Origin of the sequence: Arthrobacter sp. zg-Y179 (assembly GCF_020907345.1) — a bacterium.
Classification (GTDB): domain Bacteria; phylum Actinomycetota; class Actinomycetes; order Actinomycetales; family Micrococcaceae; genus Arthrobacter_B; species Arthrobacter_B jinronghuae.
Window position 1 is genome coordinate 131,843 of the sequence record NZ_JAJJOB010000004.1, and the last position, 23,557, is coordinate 155,399.

A 23,557-nucleotide genomic window follows, 5' to 3' on the forward strand; every position below is an offset into this window, starting at 1 on the left:
CCGGTGCCCCGCGGGACGTTAGGCCGCGGCCGGGACGGCGCGGAGCCGCAGGAAGGCGGGGGTGAGCATCGGAACCGCGGAGAGCACCAGCCCCAAGGCGCCGATCAGGACGCCGGCGCGGACCCCCAGCGTTGCGCCGACGACGCCGGCAAGCAGGGCACCCAGAGGGATCGAGCCGTACATCACCTGGGTATAGGCACCGGCGGAGCGCGTGAGCTCCTCCCGTGGAATGAGCTGCTGGCGCATCGTCAGGGAGTAGATATTGGCGTTACCCTCGCCGATACCGCGCAGCAGCATGACGGCGGCAATGACAGCTGCCAGAGTCCACCCGGTGACCGGCCAGACCGGCAGCAGCAGCGGCACCGCGCAGGACAGCACAAGCGAAACGGCGAAGGCCGGACCCAGGCCTGCTTTGTCGGCCAGGCGGAGTGCTGTCAGGGTGCCGAGCAGGCCGCCGACACCGGCTCCGGCCAGCGCCAGGCCGTACGCACCAACACCGACGTCCTGCTGCTGCACCGCCCAGAGAATCAGGTTCAGCATCAGGATTTGTTCGGCCGCGTTGTAGGTGGCCGCATGGACGGTCAAGGCACGCAGATGGCGGTCACCGAACAGGATCCGCAGTCCGGTGAGGAGCGTGGGCCGTTTGCCCGGGGCTGAGCCCGGAACCGCGTTCGGGTTCTCCTCCCCCGCGGGCATCGAGGCCGTCGGCGACGGGGCCGCCGCTACGGAATGTTGTTCCCGGGGGCGGCTCGAAACCACTCCCGCAGCGGAAGCCAGATGTCCAAGCATGGTGGCGATCAAGGCGCCGGGAGCACCCACCGCCGAGACCAGCAGACCGGCTAGCCCCGGGCCGCTGATTTCCGTGACGGTCCGGGTGGCTTGGACGGCTCGGTTGGCCGGCGCGAGGTCCTGGTCCGCAACGAGGGCGGGGACAAAGGCGAAGGCCGATAACCCGAAGATCAGGGCGCAGCAGCCGCTGAGGAAGGTGACTGCTGCCAGCAGGGGGACGCTGAGCCATCCCCCTGCCCAGGCCAGGGGAATCTGCGCCAGGAGCACGCATTGGGCAATATCGGCGGCCACCATGGACCGTCGCTGGTCCCTCCCCTGCAGGAGATGGCCGGCCACCAGCGAGAACAGCAGGTACGGCAGGGTGCCGGCCGCGGCGACAAGGCTGACCGCTGCCGGGCCGGCATCGAGGGCGATGGCTGTGACCAGCGGGATCGCGATGCCGGTGACCTGGGCCCCGGCACTGGCAGCACCCTGCCCCAGCCAGTAGCGGCGGAAACTGCGGTCGGTGCGCAGCAGCACCCAGCTGTGGTCCTTCATGCCGCGGCCGCCGGCTGTACGGCGACTGCAGGCGTGACGGGCAATAATGAAGGCATGTGCCGGATACGGAGACTCACTACGGTGCGGAATCGCGCCAGGCCGCCGCGGGGCCCCGAAACCCGCAATCGAGCTGATGCGTGCATAGCTGGGTCCCCCGTCGGCCTGTACTTTTCTGCTGCTCCGGCATACGTTACCGGCAAACAGCTATGAGCGGTAACTCTTTTGAAGGGCGGCTCCCTTCGGACAGCGGATACCCGGAGCCGGGCGGGCGGGCGCCGGCCCCTGCTCCCCTGCGACTCCTCCAAGTGTTCGTCAATACTGCTGACCGGGAGGCCGGGGAGGACGCCCTGGGCAACCCTGTTGATCTGGCGGACTGGCTGGCCGGCTACGGGCTGGTCGAGGCAGGCACCCCGGCTACGACCGACGATCTTGCCTTGGCGCTCGATCTTAGGGAGGGGCTGCGTTCCCTCTTCCTCACCCACCACGACGGCGGGCACCCGGGAGGCGCGGACGACGACGGCGGGCACCCGCACCGCACGCCGCCACCCGCCGTCGTCGACGGCTTGCAGTGCCTGGACCGTGCGCTGAAGCAGCTGCCCGTTCGGGTCGCGGTCTCCGGAGGGGTGCCGCGCGTCGAGCCGGCGCCCCAGCCTCCCGTGCGCACGGCACTCGCCCACATCGGAGCCGTACTGGTCCATGCCGATCCGGCCCAGCTGCGGCGCCTGAAAGCGTGCCGGCGGGACGTCTGCCGCTGGGTCTTCTTCGATAGTTCGCGCAACCGCGGCGGAACCTGGTGCGCCATGGAGATCTGCGGCGCACGCACCAAGATGCAGGCCTACCGAAAGCGGAATACCTAGCCCCGACTCCTACCCCGACACCTTCGGGGACTTACTTCTCCACCAGGGTCAGCACATCGTAGGTGGCCACCAGTTCGTCGTTCTGGTTGGTCAGCACGGCATCCCAGGCAACCTCGCCGTACTCGTCCGTTTCACGCGGCGTGATCTTTTTGGCGGTCAGCGTCACCCGGATGGAGTCCCCCGCAGCCACCGGGGTCAGAAACCGCAGGTTTTCCAGTCCGTAATTGGCCAGCACCGGCCCCGGCGCCGGATCCACGAACAGGCCCGCACCCCAGGACAGCAGCAGGTAGCCGTGCGCCACGATGCCCGGGAAGAACGGATTCGCCGCCGCCGCTGCAGCGTCCGTGTGGGCATAGAACGTGTCCCCCGTGGTCTCCGCGAACGCGGCGATGTCCTCGAGGGTGACCTTCCGCAGGTCCGACCGGACGGCGTCGCCCACCCGCAGCTCACTGAGCGGCTTACGGAACGGATGTCCGGCGTCGAACCGCCGGTCGGCGCCCGGATGCCAGATACCGGTGAGGCTCGTGAGCATGTTGGGCGAGCCCTGCACCGCCGTGCGCTGCATGTAGTGCCGCACCGCGCGGATGCCGCCTAGTTCCTCGCCGCCGCCGGCACGGCCCGGCCCGCCGTGCACCAGGTGGGGCACCGGCGAGCCGTGCCCGGTGGAGGAGCGGGCGTCTTCGCGGTTCAGGAACAATACCCGCCCGTGGTGTCCGGCGATGCCGGTAAGCACTTCGCGGGCGACGTCCGGGTCATTGGTGCAGACGGTTGCCACCAGCGACCCTCCGCCCCGCGCGGCCAGCCGGACGGCGTCGGCGACGTCGGTGTAGCCCACCACCGAGGCCACGGGCCCGAAGGCTTCGATAGTGTGCAGGGCATCCGCGTCGCTGTCCGGCCAGGTCAGCAGCAGCGGCTCCATAAAGGCACCGTCCGGCGCGGTTCCCTCGCTTCCGTCGGCGCGCACGACGTCGGGGGTGTCCAGCGATCCCAGCGCCAGCTGCGCGCCGGCCGCGAGCATCCGCTGCACCGCCTCCCGGACGCCGTCGAGCTGCTCCCGGGAGGCCAGGGCACCCATCGTTACGTTGTCCGCGCGCGGATCGCCCAGGACCACGCGCCCGCGGATGCGCTCCCCGGCGGCGGAAACCACATCATTGACCAGCCCGGCCGGAACAATAACGCGGCGGATTGCGGTGCATTTCTGGCCGGCCTTGGCCGTGATCTCGGTGACCAGCGAGCGGATGAAGGCGTCGAACTCGGGGGTGCCCGGAACGGCGTCCGGACCCAGGAGTGCCGCGTTCAGTGAATCCGTTTCCGCCGTGAAACGGACACCGCCGACGGCGATCTGCGGATGGGCGCGCAGGCGTTCGGCGGTGGAGGCCGAGCCGGTGAAGGAGACCATGTCCCGGTAATCGAGGTGGTCCGGAAGGTCCCGCGCGGAACCGGAAATCAGCTGCAGCGATCCGGCCGGAAGAATGCCCGAGTCCACGATCATCCGGACGGCCGCCGCCGTGATGTACCCCGTGGGGGTGGCGGGTTTGACGATGCTCGGCACCCCGGCGAGGAACGCCGGAGCCAGTTTTTCCAGCATGCCCCAGACCGGGAAGTTGAAGGCGTTGATCTGCACCGCAACGCCCGGGATCCGGGTATAGATGTGCTCACCCAGGAATGAGCCGTCCTTGGCGAGCTGTTCCACGGCGCCGTCGACGATCACGGTGGAGTTCGGCAGTTCCCGGCGGCCCTTGGAACCGTAGGCAAACAGGACTCCGATCCCGCCGTCAATGTCCACCAGCGAGTCCGTCCGAGTGGCGCCGCTGCGGGCGGAGACGGCGTAGAGCTCCTCACGCTGCGCATTGAGGTGCATTGCGAGTTCCTTGAGGAGCAGGGCCCGCTGGTGGAAAGTGGATTTACCCAGTTCGGCCTGCCCTGCGGTTCGGGCATAGTCGACGACGGCGGCGGTGTCCAGACCCTCGCTGCTGACCAGCGCAAGCAGCTCACCGGTGCTGGCATCGTGCACTTCGGTGCCGCGGATTCCGGCGGGATCCGGTGTCCACCAGGACCCCCGAACGTAGCTGGGAACGGTTTCGACGTCGATGGCGGTGGCCGTCATTTCGGTGCCTTTCGAAACGGGAAGAAACCGCAGCCGTCCTCCGGCAGGCATCCTTGCCGCCGGATTACTGACCATGCGGTCGGTATATCGCCAGCGTAGCCGAAAGCTAGGAGGAACACACCCGTTGGCGCCCTGCTGCGGCGGATAGCCTGCCCGCGCACCCAATGGCCGGGTCTGCTGTTGCCGCGGGAAATCCGCTGCGACAGACTCTTGCCCCTGAGCAATGTTGTACCAGCCACTAAGGAGCACGATGATGAGCCCCAAACCGCTGTCTCTCCGCCGTCTGGCTGTCCTGACCCTGGCTACCGCTGCCCTCCTGGCCGGAGGTGCTGCCCCGGCGAGCGCCGGCGGCAACTCTGGACCCGATTCCCGCAGCGGGCATTCCCTCGAGCACCGCGGCGGTCACGAACACGGCGGCAGACACGGCGGGCACGGCGGCGGGCACGGGCACGGTCAGGGGAACCGCAGTGTCGACTACGTCGCGTTCGGCGATTCCTATGCCTCCGGCGTCGGCGGCGGACCCGAGCTTGATGCGTGCCGCCGCACCGCGCAGGGCTACCCCGCGCTTCTGGACGCCCTGGACCGGGTGGAGCTGGACGGTAATGTCACCTGTTCGGGCGCCACTGCCCTCATCACCCCGCTCGACGCTCCGGTGGACCTTCCCGAGCAGATTGACGACGCCGCTGCCCGGGGTCTGCTGAATCGAAGGACGGACACCGTCACGGTGACCATCGGCGGCGATGACCTCCGGTTCGCTTCCGTGATACTCGCCTGTGCCGGGCCGCAGCTGCCGGCCACCTGCGCCCCCGCCATCGACTCCGCTGCCGCTTACGCACAGACCGTCCTGGCACCGCAGCTGGCAGCGGAGTTTGCCCGGATCACGGGACTGGCTCCGAGGGCGACCCTGGTGGTGACCGGGTATCCGTACCTGTTTGAAGCCGGAACCCCCGGACCGATCAGCACCGAGGCGCAGACCCTCCTGAACAAGGGAACCGACGCCTTGAACGCGGTCATCGCCGATCAGGTTCCGGACAGCGGGGTGTTCGTGGATGTCGTGGACGAGTTCGCCGGGCACGGTGTCGGTTCCGCCGATCCCTGGATCATCTTCGAGGGCGGCCAGTTGGACCTGCACCCCACGGAAACGGGGTACCGCGAGGGCTACACCGCCGCCATCCTCGAAGACGCGGGCAGCGAGTTCGGAGTCGGCTGCCGCGGACGGCGCTAGACGCAGCGTTGGCGGCCCTCCCCGCCTGGCCTTCGCCGGCGGCCCGGGCTTCGGGAGCCGCTGTCAGGAGACCGGCAGCGGAACCGCGTGGCCGAACCGGAAGAGGTTCTGCGGATCGTAGGCGGCCTTGGTTGCCTGCAGCCGCGCGAAAACTTCCGGATCCCATGCAGGCTGGGCACCCGCCTTCGTGCGTGCCGGTCCGCGGAGGTTGACCAGCGCACCCGCAACGTAGGGGCCGACGACGACGTCGAGCCGATCCAGGGCCGCTGCTGTGGCATCCGCAGCCGGCGGAACGTTGAGTCCCACGGAGTAGAGGTTGAAGCCTGCATCCCGGCCGGACACCGAATCCTCGAACGGAGGATCCAGGGCCAGTGATCCGCCCATCAACCGGATTTCCGTCATCATCAGCGGAGTATGCGATCCCGGTCCCACCTGCCCCATCAAACCGGCCGCCAGTTCATCGGGCAGCTCCGCCAACAGGGTCCCGCGGTCCAGGCTGGGCACCGGTTCGTCCGGATCCATGTGGATGCTGCCTACTGCCCCGTAGTCCATCGGTCCGGCCGTATCCATGAAGGGCGCTGATACATGCCGCATGGGTTCCAGCAGAGTGTCGCCCTCTTCCCGGCTGCCGAACACCGCGAACCGCAGGTGCACCGGCGCGGTACCTCGCAGTTCCTCGGGAAGGAACGGAACGTCGGGCAGGTGCAGGAAGGCCAGGGACGCTGAAACATCCGTCGGCAGCTGGGGTGTCCAGGCTCGGAACGCAGCCAGGACCTCCGGGCCGGCATCTTCCGGGTACATGATGCCGCCGCCGTAAAACTCCCGGAACGGGGTCAACCCGAGCGTCATGGACGTGATGACGCCGAAATTGCCCTTGCCGCCGCGCAGCGCCGCGAACAGCCCGGCGTCTTCGGCACTGCCGGCCTCGAGGTGCCTCAGGCTGCCGTCGGGAGTCACAACATCGATCGCCTGCACATGGTCGCTGGCGAATCCCAGTGCCCGGCCCATCAGCGGCAACCCTCCGCCGGACGCGAAACCCGCCACTCCCACGGTTCCAGAGGAGCCATGCGGACCCGTGAGCCCGAGCAGCACGGTCTCCCCCAGCACCGAGCGCCAGCGGACGCCGGCACCCACGGTGACGGTGCCGGCGTCGGGGTCCACCGCCAGGTCCTGCAGCCGGGACGTGTTGATCAGCAGGCCCTCGTCCATCGCGGCCGCGGCACCGTGGCCGGTCGCCTGCATCCCGACAGGAATGCCGCGCTCAGCTGCCCAGCGGACGGCATTCTGTACATCCTCGACGGCGGCTGCACCGAACACGGCATCGGGACGCTGGATCACCGAGGGGTTGAAGCCGGCGGTGTCGACGGCGTACCCGGGCTCCCCGGGGCTGTTCAACGGGCCGTGGACAACGCCGCGGAGGGTTTCAAGGTCGGCATCCTGGATCATCTTCGGCTCCTTGGCTGGGCAGGTGTCCGCGGCCGCCGGGTCCGCGGACCGGAGAGTGCTGCCAGAAAATGCTAGGCATCGACGACCTTCCCTGCCTAGCCCCGCCGGAAAATCTTCGCTAGCTCCCGAGCACCTCCGCGAGATCGAATTTCACCGGCTCCTCCAGCTGCCCATAGGTGCACGATTCGGGCGTGCGGTCCTGCCGCCAACGGGAAAACTGGGCCACATGGCGGAACCGCTCCCCCTCCATATGGTCGTAGCGCACCTCCACCACCCGTTCAGGGCGCAGCGGCACGAAGGAGAAGTCCTTTTTCCCGCTCCAGCGGCTGCCTTCGGAGTTGCGCGGGGTGCGGTTGCCCTTCTCCTGCTCCCCTTCGGCCCAGGGATGCCCGTCCTCGACGGCGACCAGCGGCTGGAGTTCCTCGAACAGTTCCCGTCGGCGGTCCATTGAGAAGGAACTTGCCGCACCCACGTTCACCAGCACGCCGTCGTCGTTGTAAAGACCCAGCAGCAGGGAGCCGATCAGGTCGGTGCCGGACTTGTGCACCCGGTAGCCGGCGAGCACGCAGTCGGCCGTGCGTTCGTGCTTGAGCTTGGCCATGGTGCGCTTGTTCGGTGCGTACGGGCCGGCGAGGGGTTTGGCCACCACGCCGTCCAGGCCTGCACCTTCAAAGCGTCCGAACCAGTCCTGCGCCAGATCGGCGTCGTCGGTGGCGGCGGTGACGGACACCGGTGCCTGCGCCGTTTTCAGCGCCTGGACCAGGGCCTCCCGGCGTTCGGAGAACGGCCGGTCCCGGTAGTCGACGTCGCCCAGGGCCAGCAGGTCGAACGCCACGAACCGGGCCGGGGTTTCTTCCGCGAGCAGTTTCACCCGGCTGGCGGCGGGATGGATCCGCTGCTGCAGCAGTTCGAAGTCCAGCCGTTTGCCGTCCGGGGCCACCATAACGATCTCGCCGTCCAGCACGCACCGCGCAGGCAGGTTCTGCCGAAGGGCTTCGACGAGTTCGGGGAAGTACCGCGTCATCGGCTTTTCGTTCCGGGAGCCGATCTCGACGTCGTCGCCGTCCCGGAAAATGATGGACCGGAATCCGTCCCATTTGGGTTCGTACAGGTAGTCCCCGCGGGGCAGGGCGCTGACGGATTTAGCCAGCATCGGGGCAACCGGGGGCATCACTGGAAGGTCCATGTGCCCATTCTTATCCGATTGCTGCCGGTTCCCCCAGCCCTGCGGTGAACGCCGTGAGCAGGTCGCGGCCCTGCTGCCAGTAGCCCACGCCGCTTTCCTCGTTGATGTGGGCCAGCTCGCCGACGTCGATGACGGGCACCTTCCAGGCAGCGGCGATGGCTTGGGCGGCCGGCAGCGCGCAGTACGGATCGCTTTCGCTGGCGATCAGCAGGCCGGGAACGGGCAGCTCCTGCATCCGCGGATTCCGGAACGTTTTGACCACTTCCGGAAAGGACGCGGCAACCGGATCCGGCGGGCTGACCAGAAACACTCCGCGGGCGCCGTCGGGGTTTCGATGCAGCCATTCCACCGCAGCCAGGCAGCCCAAACTGTGGGCCACAAGGACTGTCTGCCCGTTCCGGGCTCCGGCGGCCCGGTCCAGCGCGGCCATCCAGTCCTCCAGTTCGGGTTCATCCCACGACGACGGCGCGATGCGGGTGACGTTCGGCAGGTCCGCCTCCCAGCGGCTCTGCCACTGCTCCGGTGGCGAGCCCTGATAGCCCGGGACAATGGTGATATGCACTGTGCCTGCATCCTTTCGCTGGTGCCCGCATGTGAGCGGGAATACTGCCGACGTTTCCGGCGCTGGAGTTCGTATGAAGAAAATAGGGTTCTTGTCCTTCGGACATTACCGGAATGCCGTGGGATCAATGACTCCCAGTGCGCAGGACGCAATACTGCAGCAGATTGAACTAACGGTCGCCGCCGAGGAAATCGGCGTCGACGGCGCGTACATGCGGGTGCACCACTTCGCCCCGCAGTTCTCCGCCCCCTTCCCCATGCTCTCCGCCATGGCGGCACGGACCAGCCGGATCGAGCTAGGCACGGGAGTGATCGACATGCGCTATATGAATCCGCTGGCAATGGCAGAAGACGCCGCAGTGGCGGACCTGATCAGCGGAGGCAGGCTGCAGCTCGGCATCAGCCGGGGATCCCCCGAGCCTGCCCTGCGAGGTTATGAGTCCTTCGGCTACGTTCCCGGCCCGGATTCCTCCGACGCCGACATGGCCCGGCAGCACACCGAAGTGTTCCGTGCCGCCATCGCCGGCGCCGGAGTGGCACAGGCTGATCCGGCGATGACCGGCAGCACCGGCGCCATGGCCATCGACCCGCTGTCCCCCGGACTGCCGGAGCGGATCTGGTGGGGGTCCGGGACCCGGGCCACCGCCAAGTGGACCGGTGAGCAGGGCATGAACCTGATGAGCTCAACGCTCCTGACCGAGGACACCGGGGTGCCGTTCGACCAGCTCCAGGCCGAGCAGATTGCGGTGTACCGGAAGGCCTGGGCCGACGCCGGACATCAGGGCACCCCGCGGGTGTCCGTCAGCCGCAGCATCATTCCGCTGGTGACCGGGCAGGACCGGCACTACTTCGGGCTGCGCGCGCAGGCAGAGGGCCGGGACCAGGTGGGCCATCTCGACGGCGGCTTGGCTCGGTTCGGCAAGAGCTACATCGGTGAACCCGATGTTATTGCTGCTGAATTGGCCGCGGACGCTGCCGTGCAGGAAGCCGACACCGTCCTGGTGACCGTGCCGAACCAGCTGGGCGTGGAGTACAACGCGCATCTGCTGGAGAGCATCGTCAAGCTCGTGGCGCCGGGGGCCGGCTGGCGGTAAGTCTCGTCGTGGCCAGGGTCCGCCCGGTCCGCCAGATCCACCCGGATCCGCCCCCTGCGGGGCTGGAACGGCGGCAACGAAATTCCCCGCTCGCAGAGCTCGCGGGAAATATTAAAGCCGCCTTCCTCCAGCCCCTCCGGTGGCGGGTGCGTCGCCTCCAGCTCCTCCCAGCAACGGTTGCATCCCCCAGCCCCCGGCCCCCGGCTGTGAGTTGTGCAGACGTTCGTCCCCGAGGTCTTAGCGCGGACGGAAGGCGAGGTGCAGAACGTAGGCGCCGGACGGGAAGGCGAGGCGCCCACCCACACGACGCACGCACACCCAGCGGCACCCCGGAAACGGCCCTCTGTCGAAATGTCAGTGGCCTCCGCTAGAGTAGTTTTCAGCTTCACGAGATGTGGCCTCCGCCCGGTTTACCGGGCACAAAAGCTCCGACTGGCCCCACACCAACCCCACTGTTCGGCGGGTGGTTCGGATGACGAAGCGGCCTGCTTCGTCCGTCGCAGGCAAGGACAACCTGAAAAGGAACCCACTGTGAGCATTTCCAGTGTCAGCAAATCCGGCCTCAGCAACTGCAGCGGCTTCACCCCGGGCCACAACATCCATTGGATCCACCGACGCCGGCTCGAGGGCTGGGAGCAGTGGTCGGACGTCGAAGTCACGGCCGATCCGCAGCTGGACCTCATCTACCTGGTGTCCGAAGGAACCCAGCAGCTGATGTGGTTCCACAATGTTCGGGCCGTGGCCACCGCGCTCGAGACCGCCGTCGACACGCCGCAGTGGTGCCAGCGCTATTCCACCCTGATGGTGCCGGGCGGGTTCGATTCCGGTGCCCGGAGCTCTTTTTTCTACTTGGCCCGGCCGGAGCGGGTAGTCCCGTGCAACGGCTCCCTGGTGCGGGCCCCGGAAACTGAGCGGATCGAGAAGGCCGGCTCCTAGCTGCCGCTCTGCCCCGGAATTCCAGGTTCCGGGGCGAAGCAAGCCCTGCGGACGAAACCGGCCGCATTGGAACAGTGCGGTGCTATTGCGGTCCGGTTTCCCCTGAGGCACCACGAAGCTGGGCAATGCGCAGCCGCAGGAAGACGATCAACAACACCAGAACCCACAGCACCAGAACTGCGGTCCCGATAACCACGAGCAGATACAGCATTCCAAACGCCGACCCGATTGCCATGTGTCCCCCGCATTCTTGCCGGCTTGCCGCTGCTGACCGGATGGTGCTGATGCTACCGGAGTAGTCAGTCGGCACGGCTGGCGGCGGAGAAGGCAGCTACTGCTGCAGCAGCTCCGGCGGCACGCTGTAGATGAGGATGACACCCAGCAGGTTTTTCGCGGCGTGCACACCGTAGGAAAGCATGAAGTTGTTTCCGGCCCAGACGTAAATGCCCACAAGCGTGGCGCCCATCGCCAGGTAAGGCATCAGCACCGGGAGGGACAGGGATTCCTTGCCCACAATGTGGATGGAGGCGAACAACAGGACCGACAGGATGCAGCAGCCCCAGAGATTCCAGTACCGGCTGAGTTTGCCGATCAGCAAGTGCCGGAAGATGTACTCCTCGACAAACGGTGCCAGGACCACCAGCAGCGGTACTACCAGCCAGGGCGACACGGACCCCACGAATCCCTCTACGGCTTCCTGGTTTACGGCCGTTTCAATCTGCCCGCTCAGCAGTGCCCCGATCATGGTGACAATGAGCATGGCGATGACGCCGGCAGGAATCAGGGACAGGGACAGCACCGGTCGGGTAGCCAGGATCTTGGTTTCCCGCACCACGTACGGCCGGGCCGCCAGGAAGGCCAACAGACCGGCAACCCCGTAAAACGCCAGGTTCAGGACGTAGGCGGCTGCAACGGGATCCGGAACCAGCATCACCAGGACAGGCATGACGAGTCCGGGCGCAAAGCTCAGGACCAGCAGGAATACTACGTAGAAGCCAGCTGCCACCGCGTCACGGCGGGTGAAACGGTAGGAAAGCCACGGGATTTGGGCCGCAGGGCGCCCCGACGGACCGGTCCGGTATTCGTTTGCTGTCATTACCTCAGGATATGGGCCGTTCTGCCGGGATACAGCCCCTCGCTAGCTCAACTCCGCGATCACCGGAGACATGGCTCCAAGAGAGAGTCGTTAACCAGGCTTTCCAGTCTGCACCTTTATATCAGCCATCCGAGCTGGCCCCGAGCCCACGAGTTCCCGCTTCAGGCGCATACTCAAGGTCCACCGCGCTTTCTGCACCCCTTACTGCAGCAACTCCAGAGACGTCTATCTTAAGCGCTTGCAACAGAGCAGATTCTGAGCGTTCACGCAGCTTCTCGTAGCTCTTCGATGTCAATACAGTATGTTTTGACAGCCGATTCTGATCGACCAAGAGTGTCAGTTCGCTTATCGCGCGCTCGTCATCACGAATAAAGACAGACCGAAAATGGCTATACAGGGAATCTAGCCCGCGGACATCCCACACTTCGGCTTCCTTCGCCACCACGTCTTCTTCGCCCAGCATTGCACGAGAAGCCCAGTTGGTGACCTTCAATCGGCAACTGGCCACGAGGTCCAATTTGCTACCTAGCGCCTGCGTGATCTTTTCTGTTATGCGCACACAAGCTGCAAAGTTTCCATCCTCTAGGGCCAAGTCCGCCGTGTGTAAAATCCACGCTACCGGCAGCTGGGAGTCTTTGTCTGCCAACTTCATCCATACACTGGTTACTAGCAGGGCACCGGTGGAAATTACCAGCTCACAAGACTCGGCTAAGTAATCTGTCGTGATATCAATATTGCTACCCTTCGCTGGAATATCACCACCTGGCGCACCTGCCCCTGATAAAACAGAAACATACTGTGCGCTGACCCTCCCATTGGTGTGAACGAACAGGTTCCTGCGCGCAAATATTTCTCGAAACTCTACCCAATCGGCTGGTATCTCACGAAGCTTCACACCTATTTTTGCGAACCACTTTTCCCAGTCATCTATAGAGCCGCGCGCCAGATCCTCCACCTGGCGGGAAATGAGATAATCAGTCGCTTCCTCTACCGTCCCAAGAGAACCAAGCTCTGCAAGACTGAGGGTCGCATTCTCCAAATTCGCTAGCTTAGGATTATTTCTGATAGCAGCTGTCGCTAAGTCGATCAACATCGTCTCAAAACCGATAACAATGCTTATCAAAACCGACCTCTGCAACAATTTTCCTCGTCGGGGAACGATTACTTTGCGCGCAGTACTGAAGAGCATTTTCTGGAAGACAGCAAAGGTCTCGGGGTCGTATTCTTGCCCCGAAATCATTACCCCTTCATCATGGCTACCGTCGGCGATATCCATGAAACCGGAAACAGATTTTCTAACGATCAACTTCAACTCGTCTCGCTGCCTAGGCGTCAGATGCGCCGTCAGCGACGGGTCGAACGGGATACCTTCGTGCTCTTGCCGCTCGATTAGTTCAAGAAGACTGATGCACCCTTGCACCTGCGCATAGTGGTCTTGACCTGCCATAGGAATGGACTGGTTCAGCGCCCGCGCATTCTGAACTGGTCTAAGGGTCGCGCTTGGTATCGAATACATGACTCCTTTTTACAGGAGAATATGGTTTTTCCGGGGATTGGAACTATACAAACGGCTGGGACGCACGAACGTTCACCTCCGCCCGCATCGGGCTACCGCTGAATAGCACCGTTTCCTGCCACATGATAGCGGCCCCTCAAGCACTCCCACGCGCGGGCCCGTTCCGCCGGGATACAGCCCCTCGCTAGCTCAACTCCGCGATCACCGGAGGCATGGCCTCGAGCAGTTCCCGTGCCAGGAAGCTGAGCGGGCCCCGTGAGGCGGAGAGCCGGTCCCCGCTCACCGCGTGCAGATACGTGCCCCAGCATGCCGCCTGTTCCGGCGTCGCACCGCGGGCAAGGAATCCGCCCACCGCACCGGCGAGGACATCCCCGGACCCGGAAGTTCCCAGGCCCGAGTTCCCGGCCGGCACTTCCCAGCTCCTTCCGTCAGGAGAGGTGATGACGTTGTGCGCGCTGACCACCGCCGAGTATTTCCGTGCCACCTCCATGGACGCTTTCGGCAGGTCCAGGGAATCTTCGTCGGCATCCTCGTCCTCGAGGAGGCGCAGGATTTCAGCACCGTTCGGGGTCAGGACCAGCCGGCCGGCCAGGGTGTCGTAGAGTTCCGGCAGCCCGGGCAGCACACCGAGGGCAAAGGCGTCCAGTACCACCTGGGTCTTTTCCCCGAGCAGCGGAACCACTGACCGCAGGAGCGCTGCGGCCTGCTCGGCGTCGTCCAGGCCGGGGCCGATGACCACTGCCGACGCCGTCGAAAGATCGGATTCGAGCAGTTTGCCGGCCGCGCCGCCGTCAATCCCGCCGTCTTCCTCGAGCAGTCCCACCACTCCTGATTCGGGGATCGCCACAGCTACGGCGATCGCGGCCGATTCCGCCAACCCCATGGTCAGGCGGCCGGCGCCGACCCGCAGTCCGGCAAGCCCGGCCAGCATCACCGCTCCCGGCGTGCTGCGGGCTCCGCCGATCACCAGCACGGTGCCGCGGTCCTCCTTGCCGGAGGCCTCGGTGGAAAGCCGCCAGCCGCGCAGCAGCGCGGGGGTAACAAGCTCAGCGGGGGTGGATGTCATCTGTTTCTCCTGCATGTTCGGTTACGGGTGCTCCACTGTCCTGCAGGTGGAGCACGCTGTTGAAGGTGTGCAGCTTCCAGGGCCCGGTGCCGGCGGGGCGCACCAGCCGGGTCACTGAGCCGTTCCGCACGCTGTTGGCGGCGGCGGTGTCCAGCAGTTCCTGCTCGCTCATCCGTTCCAGGACGTAGCGGATCAGCAGGATCACGGCGTCGTGGCAAACCACTGCCACCCGCTTGCCGTCTTCCTCGTCGTCGAGGTCCCGGAACACCGAACGCAGCCGCAGCGCGACGTCGGCCCACGACTCGCCGCCCGGCGGACGGTAGGCGAATTTCCCCAGCCAGGACCGGCGTTCGGCTTCCTCGGGATAACGCGCTGCGACGCCGGCGGAGGTCAGCAGGTCCAGGATCCCCAGTTCCCGGTCCCGCAGGCGCTCATCGACCCGCACACCGCCGGTGATGCCGGGCAGCCCCGCCAGTTCCGCTGTCTGCCGGGCCCGCAGGTAGGGCGAACACCAGACGGAGTCGGGCAGTTCTTCGGCGGGAAGCCCGGCAATCCAGCGGCCAAGCGCTGCAGCCTGCTGCTCGCCGTCGGGGCTGAGCGGGACGTCGGGGTCCCGCCAGGGAAGGTCAATACGTTCGGCGCCCTCGCGGCCCGCGCGGGTAGCGGCCACGTTTCCGGCGGATTCGCCGTGGCGGACCAGAATCAGTTCAGTAGCACCCATGCTCCGACTCTACCCGCCGGTCTCCGGAGGCCAAGGGTCAGGAGGCACCGGAGCGAGTGTCCACCCGGCCGCCGTTGCGCACCGTGAAGGTCAGCAGCAGGGCGACGGCGGCGAAGGCAGCGAGCAGCATGAGGCCCACGAAATAGCTGCGGTTCGCCGGATCATAGGTTGCGCCCATGACCAGCGGCGGGAAGTAGCCGCCGAGCCCGCCGGCGGCGGCAATAATCCCGCCGACGGTACCCACGTCCTTCGCCGGAGCGGCACGGCCCACCCAGGCGAACACTCCGCCGGTGCCCAGCCCCAGGAACAAGGCCATCAGGATGAACGCCGTACCGTAGACCTCCTCCTCCTCGGGCCGGAGGGCAACAATGACGGCCAGGACCGCCGTGCCGGCAAAGGACGCGAGCGTGACCAGCTTCGGCCCCACCTTGTCCGCGATGGTGCCGCCGATCGGGCGGGCGATGACAGCGGCCACGGCAAAGCCGGCGGTCCTCGTCCCTGCCGCGGTGGCATCGTAATCGTAGACATTGCCCAGATAGGTGGGCAGGTAGTTCGAGAACGCCACGAACGCACCGAACACCACGCCGTACAGGAAGCACAGCTGCCAGGTGGCGCGCAGGGTGAAGGCGTGGGTGATCTTCGGCAGCACCGGTTCCGTGGGTTTTGACCAAGCAGGTGATTCGCGCAGGATCAGCCAGCTCAGCACCGCCATGGCTGCGACGACGACGGCGATGGTGATGTGGGTGCCCATGTAGCCGACGGCGGCCACCAGCCGCGGGGTGAAGAACGCCGACACGGCCGTCCCCACCATGCCGGCCCCGAACACCCCGGTCGCGAAGCCCTTCCGGCTGCGTTCGTACCAGGCGGAGCAGAAGGGGATGCCGATCGCGAAGACTGTCCCGGCGATGCCGAGGAAGAACGCAATGACCACCAGGAACGGGAAGTTGCCCAGCTGGCCGACGATTCCGGTGAGCAGCACCAGCGGCGCCGTCACCCCCAGGATCACGGTGAACATGACCCGGCCGCCGTAGCGGTCCGTCAGGGCGCCGACAGGAATCCGGGCCACCGAGCCGACCAGGATCGGCATGGCCACCAGGACCGAGGTTTGTCCGGCCCCCAGATCCATGTCTGCGGCGTAGCGGCTGGAGAGCGGCCCGATGATCGTCCAGGCCCAGAACCCCACCGTGGAGGCAATGGTTGCCACGATCAGGTTCCGCAGCTGGCCGGACCGGAGGTCTGCGCCTGCGGCCGGAGGAGGAGATGCTGTAGACATGGGCTGCCTGCCTTCCGCCAGATGAACTCGCTACTCAGGGACCGCCCGGACGGTCCCTATCGGGGGTCCCCACAGGGTCCCAGCCGCCGCGCGGCGTCCTCGCGCCGGAAACCGGACGCCGGCCCCGTGAACGGTAAACGATGTAGGGCCGGAACAGGTAGTGCACGGGTGCGGTAAACGCATGGACCAGGCGGGTGAAAGGCCAGATGGCAAAGAGCACCAGCCCGAAGACCGTATGGATCTTGAAGGACATGGAGGCAGCCGTCATCCCCGTGATGTCGGGCTGCAGGATGAAGATGGAGCGGAACCACGGTGCCACGGTGTCCCGGTAGTTGACGATGTTGGTATCGAAAACGGAGAAGACAGTGGTCGCCAGTCCGGTCAGGATCGCCGCCAGCAGGAAGATGTACATCGCCTTGTCATTGCGGGTGGTGGCCATGAATACCGGCCCGGTGGTCCGGCGTCGGTAGATCAACAGCACTATCCCCACCAGGGTGGCTACGCCCGCCAGGATGCCCACGCTGAGGGCGAAAAAATGGTAGGTGTCCTCGTTGAGCCCGATGGCGTCCATCCAGGTTTTCGGAATCACCAATCCGACGAAATGCCCCACAATCACTGCCAGGATTCCGAAGTGGAAGAGCGGGGAAGCAATGCGCAGCAGCCTGGACTCGTAGAGCTGGGATGACCGGGTGGTCCAGCCGAATTGGTCATACCGGTACCGCCAGATGGAGCCGAGCACCAGGATAGCCACCACCAGATAGGGCAGCACTCCCCACAGCATGACGTCGTCCACGCCCACCTGCACGTTCTCCGGCGGCGGCACATCCAGCGGTGCAGGTACGGCAGTCATGGGTGGCTCCTTTCGCTCACCGGCAGCAGCCGCGAGCTGTACGGTTCCAGCCCCACGGTTTCGGTGGGCGGACCGTAGCCCGCCGTACGCATCACGGCGGCCTGGGTCTCGGGTGAGACTCCGGGAAGGGTGGAGCAGACCAGGGTCAGGACGCCCTCGTAGGGCAGGCCGTCGTCCCGCAGGGCCAGCCGGAGCAGTTCCACTGACGGACGGTAGCGCTGCAGCAGTTCGTAACCGTCCTCCGGAGAAACCTTGGCGGCGAATTCCAGCACCAGGGGCAGGTAGTCCGGCAGCTCGGTGCCTTCCGGCAGCACGCTGTGGGAGCGGTAGATCTCCTTGAAGGCGGCGAGCGCCTCGCCCCTGCGGCGGGTATCGCCGTCGGTCCAGTAGGTCAGGTGCAGGCTGTGCCGCTTGGACAGGTCGAACTCCTGCACATAGGCGGCCTGCACATCCGGCAGCGGCCGGGACGACAGCCAGTCGAAGAGAGGTTCCAGCTCCCCTACCGGCACCCCCGCTTCAGCCAGGGCCGCGCGGATTCCCGGGATCTGTTCCACCAGCTGCCCATCAGGGTATTCGAGCAGCAGGGCAGCCGCCTGACGGATCACCCGGCTGCGGCCGGGCCGGGCATCGGCGTAGGGCCCGGGCTCAAGGGTGCCCTTCCCGGGTTTGCCGAGCAGTTTCTCCAGCAGGCTCATGGCTGCGACCCGCCCCGGTCAGCCCTGCCTTGATCCGATCCGGGCCCGTCGCCCTCTGCCTGGTCGTATCCGGCGCCCATGCCCTCGCCGGCACCCTCATCGGGTGCGCCGCGGTTGTTGTTGGCCGGGAACAGCCCCTGCGGAGAACCCCGTCCGTCCCAGTTGAGCAGGTTCACCCGCCCGCCCAGGTTGCCGTTGCCCGTCGGGTCCTCCCCGCGCTGCCGGGCCTGCAGGGCTTCGAAGTTCTCCACCGCCACGGGCATCGGCCGCCCGGAAGCCTCGCCGAAGACCCCGGTCTGTCCCATCCCGGGGCCGCCCTCGACATCCAGGGAGCAGCCGATCTCTTCGAGGTTGTGGGCGTCCTCCGCATGCGCCGCGGGAATCACGTACCGCTCCTCGTATTTCGCAATGGCCATCAGCCGGTACATCGCGACAATCTGCTCGCCGGTCATGCCGACGTCGGCCGCGATCCGCTCGTCAGGCTCATCACCCAGGGTGATGTTTCGCATGTAGGCGCGCATGGCGGCAAGCTTCCGCAGCACTGCGGTGACCAGGTCGGTGTCTCCGGCGGTGAAGAGTTCGGCGAGGTATTCCACCGGAATCCGCAGGGCCTCGATGGCGCCGAAGAGATTCTCCGCCGCTTCGCCGTCGTGCCCCTGCTCCTTCAGCACGTCCACGATCGGGGACAGCGGCGGCACGTACCAGACCATTGGCATCGTCCGGTATTCGGGGTGCAGCGGCAGCGCCACCCGCATTTCCTTGGCCAGGGCGTAGACCGGCGAGCGCCGGGCAGCGTCCAGCCAGTCCTCCGGGATGCCTTCGGCCCGCGCGCCGGCTATCACGTCCGGATCGTTGGGGTCCATCATCAGGTCCAGCTGCGCCTCGTAGAGGTCCTGCTCGTTGGGCACGGAGGCGGCTTCGGTGACGCGGTCGGCGTCGTACAGGAAAATCCCGATGTACCGCAGCCGGCCGACACACGTTTCGGCGCAGACCGTGGGGATGCCCACCTCGATGCGCGGATAGCAGAACGTGCACTTCTCCGCCTTGCCCGAGCGGTGGTTGAAGTACATCTTCTTGTACGGGCAGCCGGTGATGCACTGGCGCCAGCCCCGGCAGCGGTCCTGGTCCACCAAAACGATGCCGTCCTCTTCACGCTTATAGATTGCACCGCTTGGGCAGGAGGCCATGCAGGAGGGATTCAGGCAGTGCTCGCAGATCCTCGGCAGATAGAACATGAAGGTGGAATCGAATTCCAGCTTCACCTTCTCCTCGGCGTCCCGGCGCATTTTCTCCAGCACCGGGTCCTGCCCGCCGGTCCGCTCGGACCCGCCCAGGTCATCGTCCCAGTTGGCCGACCAGGTGATTTTCATGTCCTGGCCGGTGATGAGTGACTTGGGCTTGGCCACGGGAAAGTCGTTCCCGGCAGGTGCGTTGATCAGGTTTTCGTAGTCGTAGGTCCAGGGCTCGTAGTAGTCGTTCAGCTCCGGCTGGACCGGGCTGGCAAAGATGCCGAAGAGTTTGGCCAGCCTCCCGCCGGCTTTGAGCTTCAGCCTGCCGCGGCTGTTCAGCTCCCAGCCGCCCTTCCACCGCTCCTGGTCTTCGTACCTGCGCGGATACCCCTGCCCGGGCCGGGTTTCCACGTTGTTGAACCAGACGTATTCGGTGCCGGCCCGGTTGGTCCAGGCCTGTTTGCAGGTTACCGAGCAGGTGTGGCAGCCGATGCACTTGTCCAGCGCCATCACCATTGCTGTCTGAGCCATGATCCGCATCAGTACTGCACCTCCTGGGAACGTTTGCGCACCACGGAGACAATGTCCCGCTGGTTGCCGGTGGGACCGAGGTAGTTGAAGGCCCAGGACAGCTGGGCATACCCGCCGATCATGTGGGTGGGTTTGACCAGGATCCGGGTCACGGAGTTGTGGATGCCGCCGCGCCGGCCGGTGGCTTCGGACTTGGGCACGTCGATGATCCGTTCCTGCGCGTGGTAGACGTAGATGACGCCGGCCGGCATCCGGCTGCTGACAATGGCCCGGCCCACCAGCACCCCGGAGTTGGACACGCATTCCACCCACTCGTTGTCCGACACCTCGATCAGGGCGGCGTCCTGCGGGCTTATCCATACCGACGTTCCGCCGCGGGAAAGCGAGAGCATCAGCAGGTTGTCCTGGTATTCGGAGTGGATGGACCACTTGTTGTGCGGAGTCAGGTAACGCACTGCCACGGAGAGCTCCCCGCGGGTGCCCAGCTGCGGTTCTCCGAACAGGCGGTGCATGTCCAGCGGCGGCCGGTAGATCGGCAGCGCCTCGCCCATGTCCAGGATCCAGTCATGGTCGAGGAAAAAGTGCATCCGACCGGTGAGCGTGTGGAAGGGTTTGAGCCGTTCGATGTTGATCGTGAACGGTGCGTAGCGCCTGCCTCCGGTCTCGGAGCCGGACCACTCCGGAGAGGTCAGCACCGGCGTCGGCCGGTCCTGGGTGTCCCGGAAGGTGATCTGCCGGTCCTCGGCGCCCTCGGCCAGATCCGCCAGCGGCGTGCCGGTCCGTTTCTCCAGGGTCCGGAAACCCTGCACGGCGAGTTCCCCGTTGGTGGTACCGGAAAGCAGCAGGATCGCTTCGGCCATGCGGGCATCGGTATCCACCGCCGGGCGGCCCGCCGCCGCACCCCGGTCAAAAACGCCGTGCTTGCGGGCCAGCTGCGCCAGGGGCCGCGACACGTCGTACTTCACGTACTTGGTGGTGAATCCCAGTTTGTCCGCCAGCGGTCCGACGGCGGCGAACTTCTCGGCGATGGCCGTATAGTCCCGCTCCACCACGGCAAGGGAGGGCAGGTTCCTTCCCGGGACCGCCGGGATGTCGGTGCCCTTCCAATCCGGGGCGTGCCCGCCGGGCTGCGCGATCTCACCGGGTGTGTCATGCGTGAGTGCGGTGGCCACGAGGTCCCTGCGCACCCCGAGGTGTGTCGCGGCCTGCCGGGAGAACTCCTCCGCGAGCAGGCGGAACAGGTCGTAATCCGTCTTCGCTTCCCACGGCGGCGGGATCGCGGGGGTAAACGCGTGCACATAGGGGTGCATGTCCGTGGAGGAAAGGTCGTATTTCTCGTACCAGGTGGCAGCGGGGAACACGACGTCGGACAGCAGCGTGGAGCTCGTCATCCGGAAGTCGGCGGAGACGAGCAGATCGAGTTTGCCCTGCGGTGCGTCTTCGCGCCAGACGACGTCGCGTGGCCGGGACTCGCTGTGATCCGCGCCCATAACGTTGTTCAGCGTGCCGAGCAGGTGTTTCTGGAAATACTCCTCCCCCTTGGCCGAGGAGCCCAGCAGGTTCGACCGCCACAGGATCAGCGTCCGCGGCCAGTTTTCCGGGGCGTCCACGTCCTCCACCGCGAACCGCAGCCGCCCGTCCTTGAGTTGCTGCGCCACCCACCCCGCCTCGTCGCTCGCCTCGCCGCGGGCCACCCCTGCGGCCGCGTCGTCGGCAACATCCAGGGAGTTCTTTGCATCGAACTGGGGGAAGAAAGGCATCCAGCCCATCCGGGTGGACTTCGCGATGACGTCGGCGGTGTGCAGCCCGCGCAGGTGTCCGGTGGCCAGCGGCGACTGCATCGAATCGGAGGAATAGCCGTCGGAACGGAACTGGTCGGTATGCATGTACCAGAACGCGGTGCCGATCATAAAGCGCGGCGGCCGGTTCCAGTCCCCGGCCGAAGCCATGGCCGCCCAGCCGGTAATCGGCCGGCACTTTTCCTGGCCCACGTAGTGCGCCCAGCCGCCGCCGTTGCGGCCCTGGCAGCCGCAGAGCATCAGCATGGCCAGGATGGCCCGGTAGGTCACGTCCCCGTGGTACCACTGGCAGATGCCGGCGCCGAGGATGATCATGGACCGGCCGTTCGATTTCTCCGCGTTGGCCGCGAAGTCCCGGGCCGTGCGGATCACGGCTTCGGGAGTCACATTGGTGATCTCCTGCTGCCACGCCGGCGTGTAGGGGGTGCCGGCGTCGTCGTATCCGGCCGCCCAGTCCCCCGGCAGTCCGTTCCGCCCGAGCCCGTACTGTGCGAGCATCAAATCGAACACCGTGGTCACGGTTTTCCCCGCCACCGTGGTCACCGGCACGCCGCGGCGCAGGACGGAGCCCGTGCCGCCGGGCTCGGTGAAGGCGGGCAGGTCCACCCGGCTGGTCCCCTGCCGGACGGTAGCGGCATCCGCGATGGACAGTGCCGGCACCACCCCCTGCAGGTCCAGGTTCCACTTGCCGGCGTCGGCCTCGTTGTACCGGAATCCCACAGATCCGTTGGGCACTACCGGGGTGCCGGCGTCGCGGTCCAGCAGGACCGTCTTGAACGCGGAGTCGGAGGCCTTGGCTTCACGGTGCCCCAGGTCCGCCGCGGTGAGGAACTTCCCCGGCACCACGGTGCCGTCGTCCCGCTCCTCGAGCGTGACGAGGAACGGCAGGTCGGTGTACTGCAGCACATAGCCCTCAAAAAACGGCACGCGCCGGTCAACGAAGTTTTCCTTAAGAATCACGTGTCCCATGGCCATGGCAAGCGCGCCGTCGGAGCCGGCGGCGGCAGGCAGCCATTCGTCCGCGAACTTCGTGTTGTCCGCATAGTCCGGGCTGACGGAGACCACCTTGGTCCCGCGGTAGCGCCCTTCCACCATCCAGTGCGCATCCGGCGTGCGGGTCACCGGGATGTTGGACCCCCACATCATCAGGTAGGTGGCATCCCACCAGTCTCCGGATTCGGGGACGTCCGTCTGGTCGCCGAACACCTGCGGGCTGGCCACGGGAAGGTCCGCGTACCAGTCGTAGAAGCTGTTCATCACCCCGCCGATGAGGTTGATGAACCGGGCTCCGGCCGCGTGCGAGACCATGGACATGGCCGGAATCGGCGAAAAGCCCGTGCAGCGGTCCGGGCCGTAGTTCTTGATCGTCGAAATGTGCGCTGCGGCCGTCATCTCCAGCGCTTCGGCCCAGCTGGAGCGCACCAGTCCGCCCTTGCCGCGGGCCTGCTGGTACGTACGACGGCGCTGCGGGTCGCGGACAATCTCCTCCCAGGCCAGCACCGGGTCTCCCGTACGCCGCTTGGCTTCCCGGTACATCTCCAGCAGCACGCCGCGGATATAGGGGAACCGAACCCGGGTGGGGGAATAGGTGTACCAGGAAAAGGCCGCACCGCGGGGGCAGCCGCGGGGCTCATACTCCGGCCGGTCCGGTCCCACCGAGGGATAGTCGGTTTCCTGCGCCTCCCAGGTGATGATCCCGTCCTTGACATACACCTTCCAGGAACAGGACCCCGTGCAGTTCACGCCGTGGGTGGAGCGCACCACCTTGTCGTGGCTCCACCGGTTCCGGTAGAAGGCGTCGCCCTCACGGCCGCCTTCCCGGAACACGGCCCTGCCGTCACCCGTTTCATCCCACCGGGTGAAGAACCTGCCGAGAGAGAGCATTGCATCGGATGCGGGGCCATCGATCCCCGAAACGGAGCCAGCCATACCTCCAAGCTTGGGGCAGGGCGTCCGGTCCCGACAGGGGTAAGCGGAGAACTGCCGCCGGAGCGGGGCACTCCGGCGCGCGGACAGGGCTTACCGCGCCGTCGGCCTGCGGTC

Annotated in this window: 19 protein-coding genes and 1 riboswitch; of the genes, 4 read left to right on the plus strand and 15 right to left on the minus strand. The window is 66.3% G+C overall.

What is annotated here, in order from left to right; all coding sequences use genetic code 11:
• Positions 1–18 precede the first annotated feature (18 nt).
• A complete protein-coding gene (locus LOC56_RS02755; RefSeq protein WP_229950230.1) occupies positions 19–1,326 on the minus strand; it encodes an MFS transporter in 1,308 nt (435 codons plus the stop codon).
• A 305-nt stretch (positions 1,327–1,631) separates the two neighbouring features.
• Between LOC56_RS02755 and LOC56_RS02760 the strand changes: the two genes are divergently transcribed.
• Positions 1,632–2,183, plus strand: a complete 552-nt coding sequence (locus tag LOC56_RS02760; protein WP_229950232.1) for a CGNR zinc finger domain-containing protein — start codon at positions 1,632–1,634, stop codon at positions 2,181–2,183.
• A 31-nt stretch (positions 2,184–2,214) separates the two neighbouring features.
• Here LOC56_RS02760 and paaZ read toward each other — a convergent pair whose 3' ends face one another.
• A complete protein-coding gene (gene paaZ, locus LOC56_RS02765; RefSeq protein ID WP_229950234.1) occupies positions 2,215–4,290 on the minus strand; it encodes a phenylacetic acid degradation bifunctional protein PaaZ in 2,076 nt (691 codons plus the stop codon).
• 253 nt (positions 4,291–4,543) lie between these two features.
• On the opposite strand from paaZ, the gene LOC56_RS02770 reads away from it, so the two are divergent.
• On the plus strand, positions 4,544–5,515 hold the full coding sequence (locus LOC56_RS02770) for an SGNH/GDSL hydrolase family protein (protein WP_229950236.1): 972 nt from the start codon (positions 4,544–4,546) through the stop codon (positions 5,513–5,515).
• A 63-nt stretch (positions 5,516–5,578) separates the two neighbouring features.
• Here LOC56_RS02770 and LOC56_RS02775 read toward each other — a convergent pair whose 3' ends face one another.
• The 3 genes from LOC56_RS02775 to LOC56_RS02785 form a co-directional block, all read right to left on the minus strand.
• On the minus strand, positions 5,579–6,961 hold the full coding sequence (locus tag LOC56_RS02775; protein ID WP_229950238.1) for an FAD-binding oxidoreductase: 1,383 nt from the start codon (positions 6,959–6,961) through the stop codon (positions 5,579–5,581).
• A 118-nt stretch (positions 6,962–7,079) separates the two neighbouring features.
• Positions 7,080–8,147, minus strand: a complete 1,068-nt coding sequence (locus LOC56_RS02780; RefSeq protein ID WP_229950240.1) for an ATP-dependent DNA ligase — start codon at positions 8,145–8,147, stop codon at positions 7,080–7,082.
• Between the two features lie 10 nt (positions 8,148–8,157).
• The gene (locus LOC56_RS02785) at positions 8,158–8,709 is read right to left on the minus strand and encodes an RBBP9/YdeN family alpha/beta hydrolase (RefSeq protein WP_229950242.1); all 552 of its coding nucleotides are present in this window, start codon (positions 8,707–8,709) and stop codon (positions 8,158–8,160) included.
• Positions 8,710–8,782: 73 nt separating this feature from the next.
• Here LOC56_RS02785 and LOC56_RS02790 point away from each other — a divergent pair, with 73 nt between their 5' ends.
• Positions 8,783–9,802: an LLM class flavin-dependent oxidoreductase gene (locus LOC56_RS02790; RefSeq protein WP_229950244.1), complete on the plus strand. Its 1,020-nt coding sequence runs from the start codon at positions 8,783–8,785 to the stop codon at positions 9,800–9,802.
• A gap of 383 nt (positions 9,803–10,185) precedes the next feature.
• Positions 10,186–10,318, plus strand: a riboswitch (SAM riboswitch).
• Positions 10,319–10,333: 15 nt separating this feature from the next.
• On the plus strand, positions 10,334–10,738 hold the full coding sequence (locus LOC56_RS02795) for a hypothetical protein (protein WP_229950246.1): 405 nt from the start codon (positions 10,334–10,336) through the stop codon (positions 10,736–10,738).
• A gap of 82 nt (positions 10,739–10,820) precedes the next feature.
• Here LOC56_RS02795 and LOC56_RS02800 read toward each other — a convergent pair whose 3' ends face one another.
• The 10 genes from LOC56_RS02800 to LOC56_RS02845 all read right to left on the minus strand — a co-directional run bounded on the left by LOC56_RS02800 (position 10,821) and on the right by LOC56_RS02845 (position 23,443).
• The gene (locus LOC56_RS02800) at positions 10,821–10,973 is read right to left on the minus strand and encodes a hypothetical protein (protein WP_229950248.1); all 153 of its coding nucleotides are present in this window, start codon (positions 10,971–10,973) and stop codon (positions 10,821–10,823) included.
• Positions 10,974–11,069: 96 nt separating this feature from the next.
• Positions 11,070–11,834, minus strand: coding sequence for a CPBP family intramembrane glutamic endopeptidase (locus tag LOC56_RS02805; RefSeq protein WP_229950251.1), 765 nt, complete (start codon positions 11,832–11,834; stop codon positions 11,070–11,072).
• Positions 11,835–11,955: 121 nt separating this feature from the next.
• Positions 11,956–13,350, minus strand: coding sequence for a hypothetical protein (locus LOC56_RS02810; protein ID WP_229950252.1), 1,395 nt, complete (start codon positions 13,348–13,350; stop codon positions 11,956–11,958).
• Between the two features lie 184 nt (positions 13,351–13,534).
• Entirely contained in the window at positions 13,535–14,416 is an 882-nt protein-coding gene (locus tag LOC56_RS02815; RefSeq protein WP_229950254.1) for an NAD(P)H-hydrate dehydratase, read from the minus strand.
• Entirely contained in the window at positions 14,397–15,137 is a 741-nt protein-coding gene (locus tag LOC56_RS02820; RefSeq protein WP_229950256.1) for a histidine phosphatase family protein, read from the minus strand. Before LOC56_RS02820 ends, LOC56_RS02815 begins: the two co-directional genes overlap by 20 nt.
• Positions 15,138–15,174: 37 nt before the next feature.
• Positions 15,175–16,410 carry an MFS transporter gene (locus LOC56_RS02825; RefSeq protein ID WP_229950257.1) on the minus strand — a complete coding sequence of 412 codons (1,236 nt, stop codon included), beginning with the start codon at positions 16,408–16,410 and terminating at the stop codon, positions 15,175–15,177.
• Between the two features lie 34 nt (positions 16,411–16,444).
• Positions 16,445–17,260, minus strand: coding sequence for a respiratory nitrate reductase subunit gamma (gene narI / locus LOC56_RS02830; protein WP_229950258.1), 816 nt, complete (start codon positions 17,258–17,260; stop codon positions 16,445–16,447).
• Positions 17,257–17,955 (minus strand): nitrate reductase molybdenum cofactor assembly chaperone, encoded by a 699-nt coding sequence (gene narJ / locus LOC56_RS02835; protein ID WP_229950259.1) that lies wholly within the window; start codon positions 17,953–17,955, stop codon positions 17,257–17,259. The genes narI and narJ overlap by 4 nt, the downstream gene beginning before the upstream one ends.
• Entirely contained in the window at positions 17,952–19,724 is a 1,773-nt protein-coding gene (gene narH, locus LOC56_RS02840; RefSeq protein WP_229950260.1) for a nitrate reductase subunit beta, read from the minus strand. Before narH ends, narJ begins: the two co-directional genes overlap by 4 nt.
• Positions 19,724–23,443 carry a nitrate reductase subunit alpha gene (locus LOC56_RS02845; protein ID WP_229950261.1) on the minus strand — a complete coding sequence of 1,240 codons (3,720 nt, stop codon included), beginning with the start codon at positions 23,441–23,443 and terminating at the stop codon, positions 19,724–19,726. The genes narH and LOC56_RS02845 overlap by 1 nt, the downstream gene beginning before the upstream one ends.
• Between the last annotated feature and the right edge of the window lie 114 nt (positions 23,444–23,557).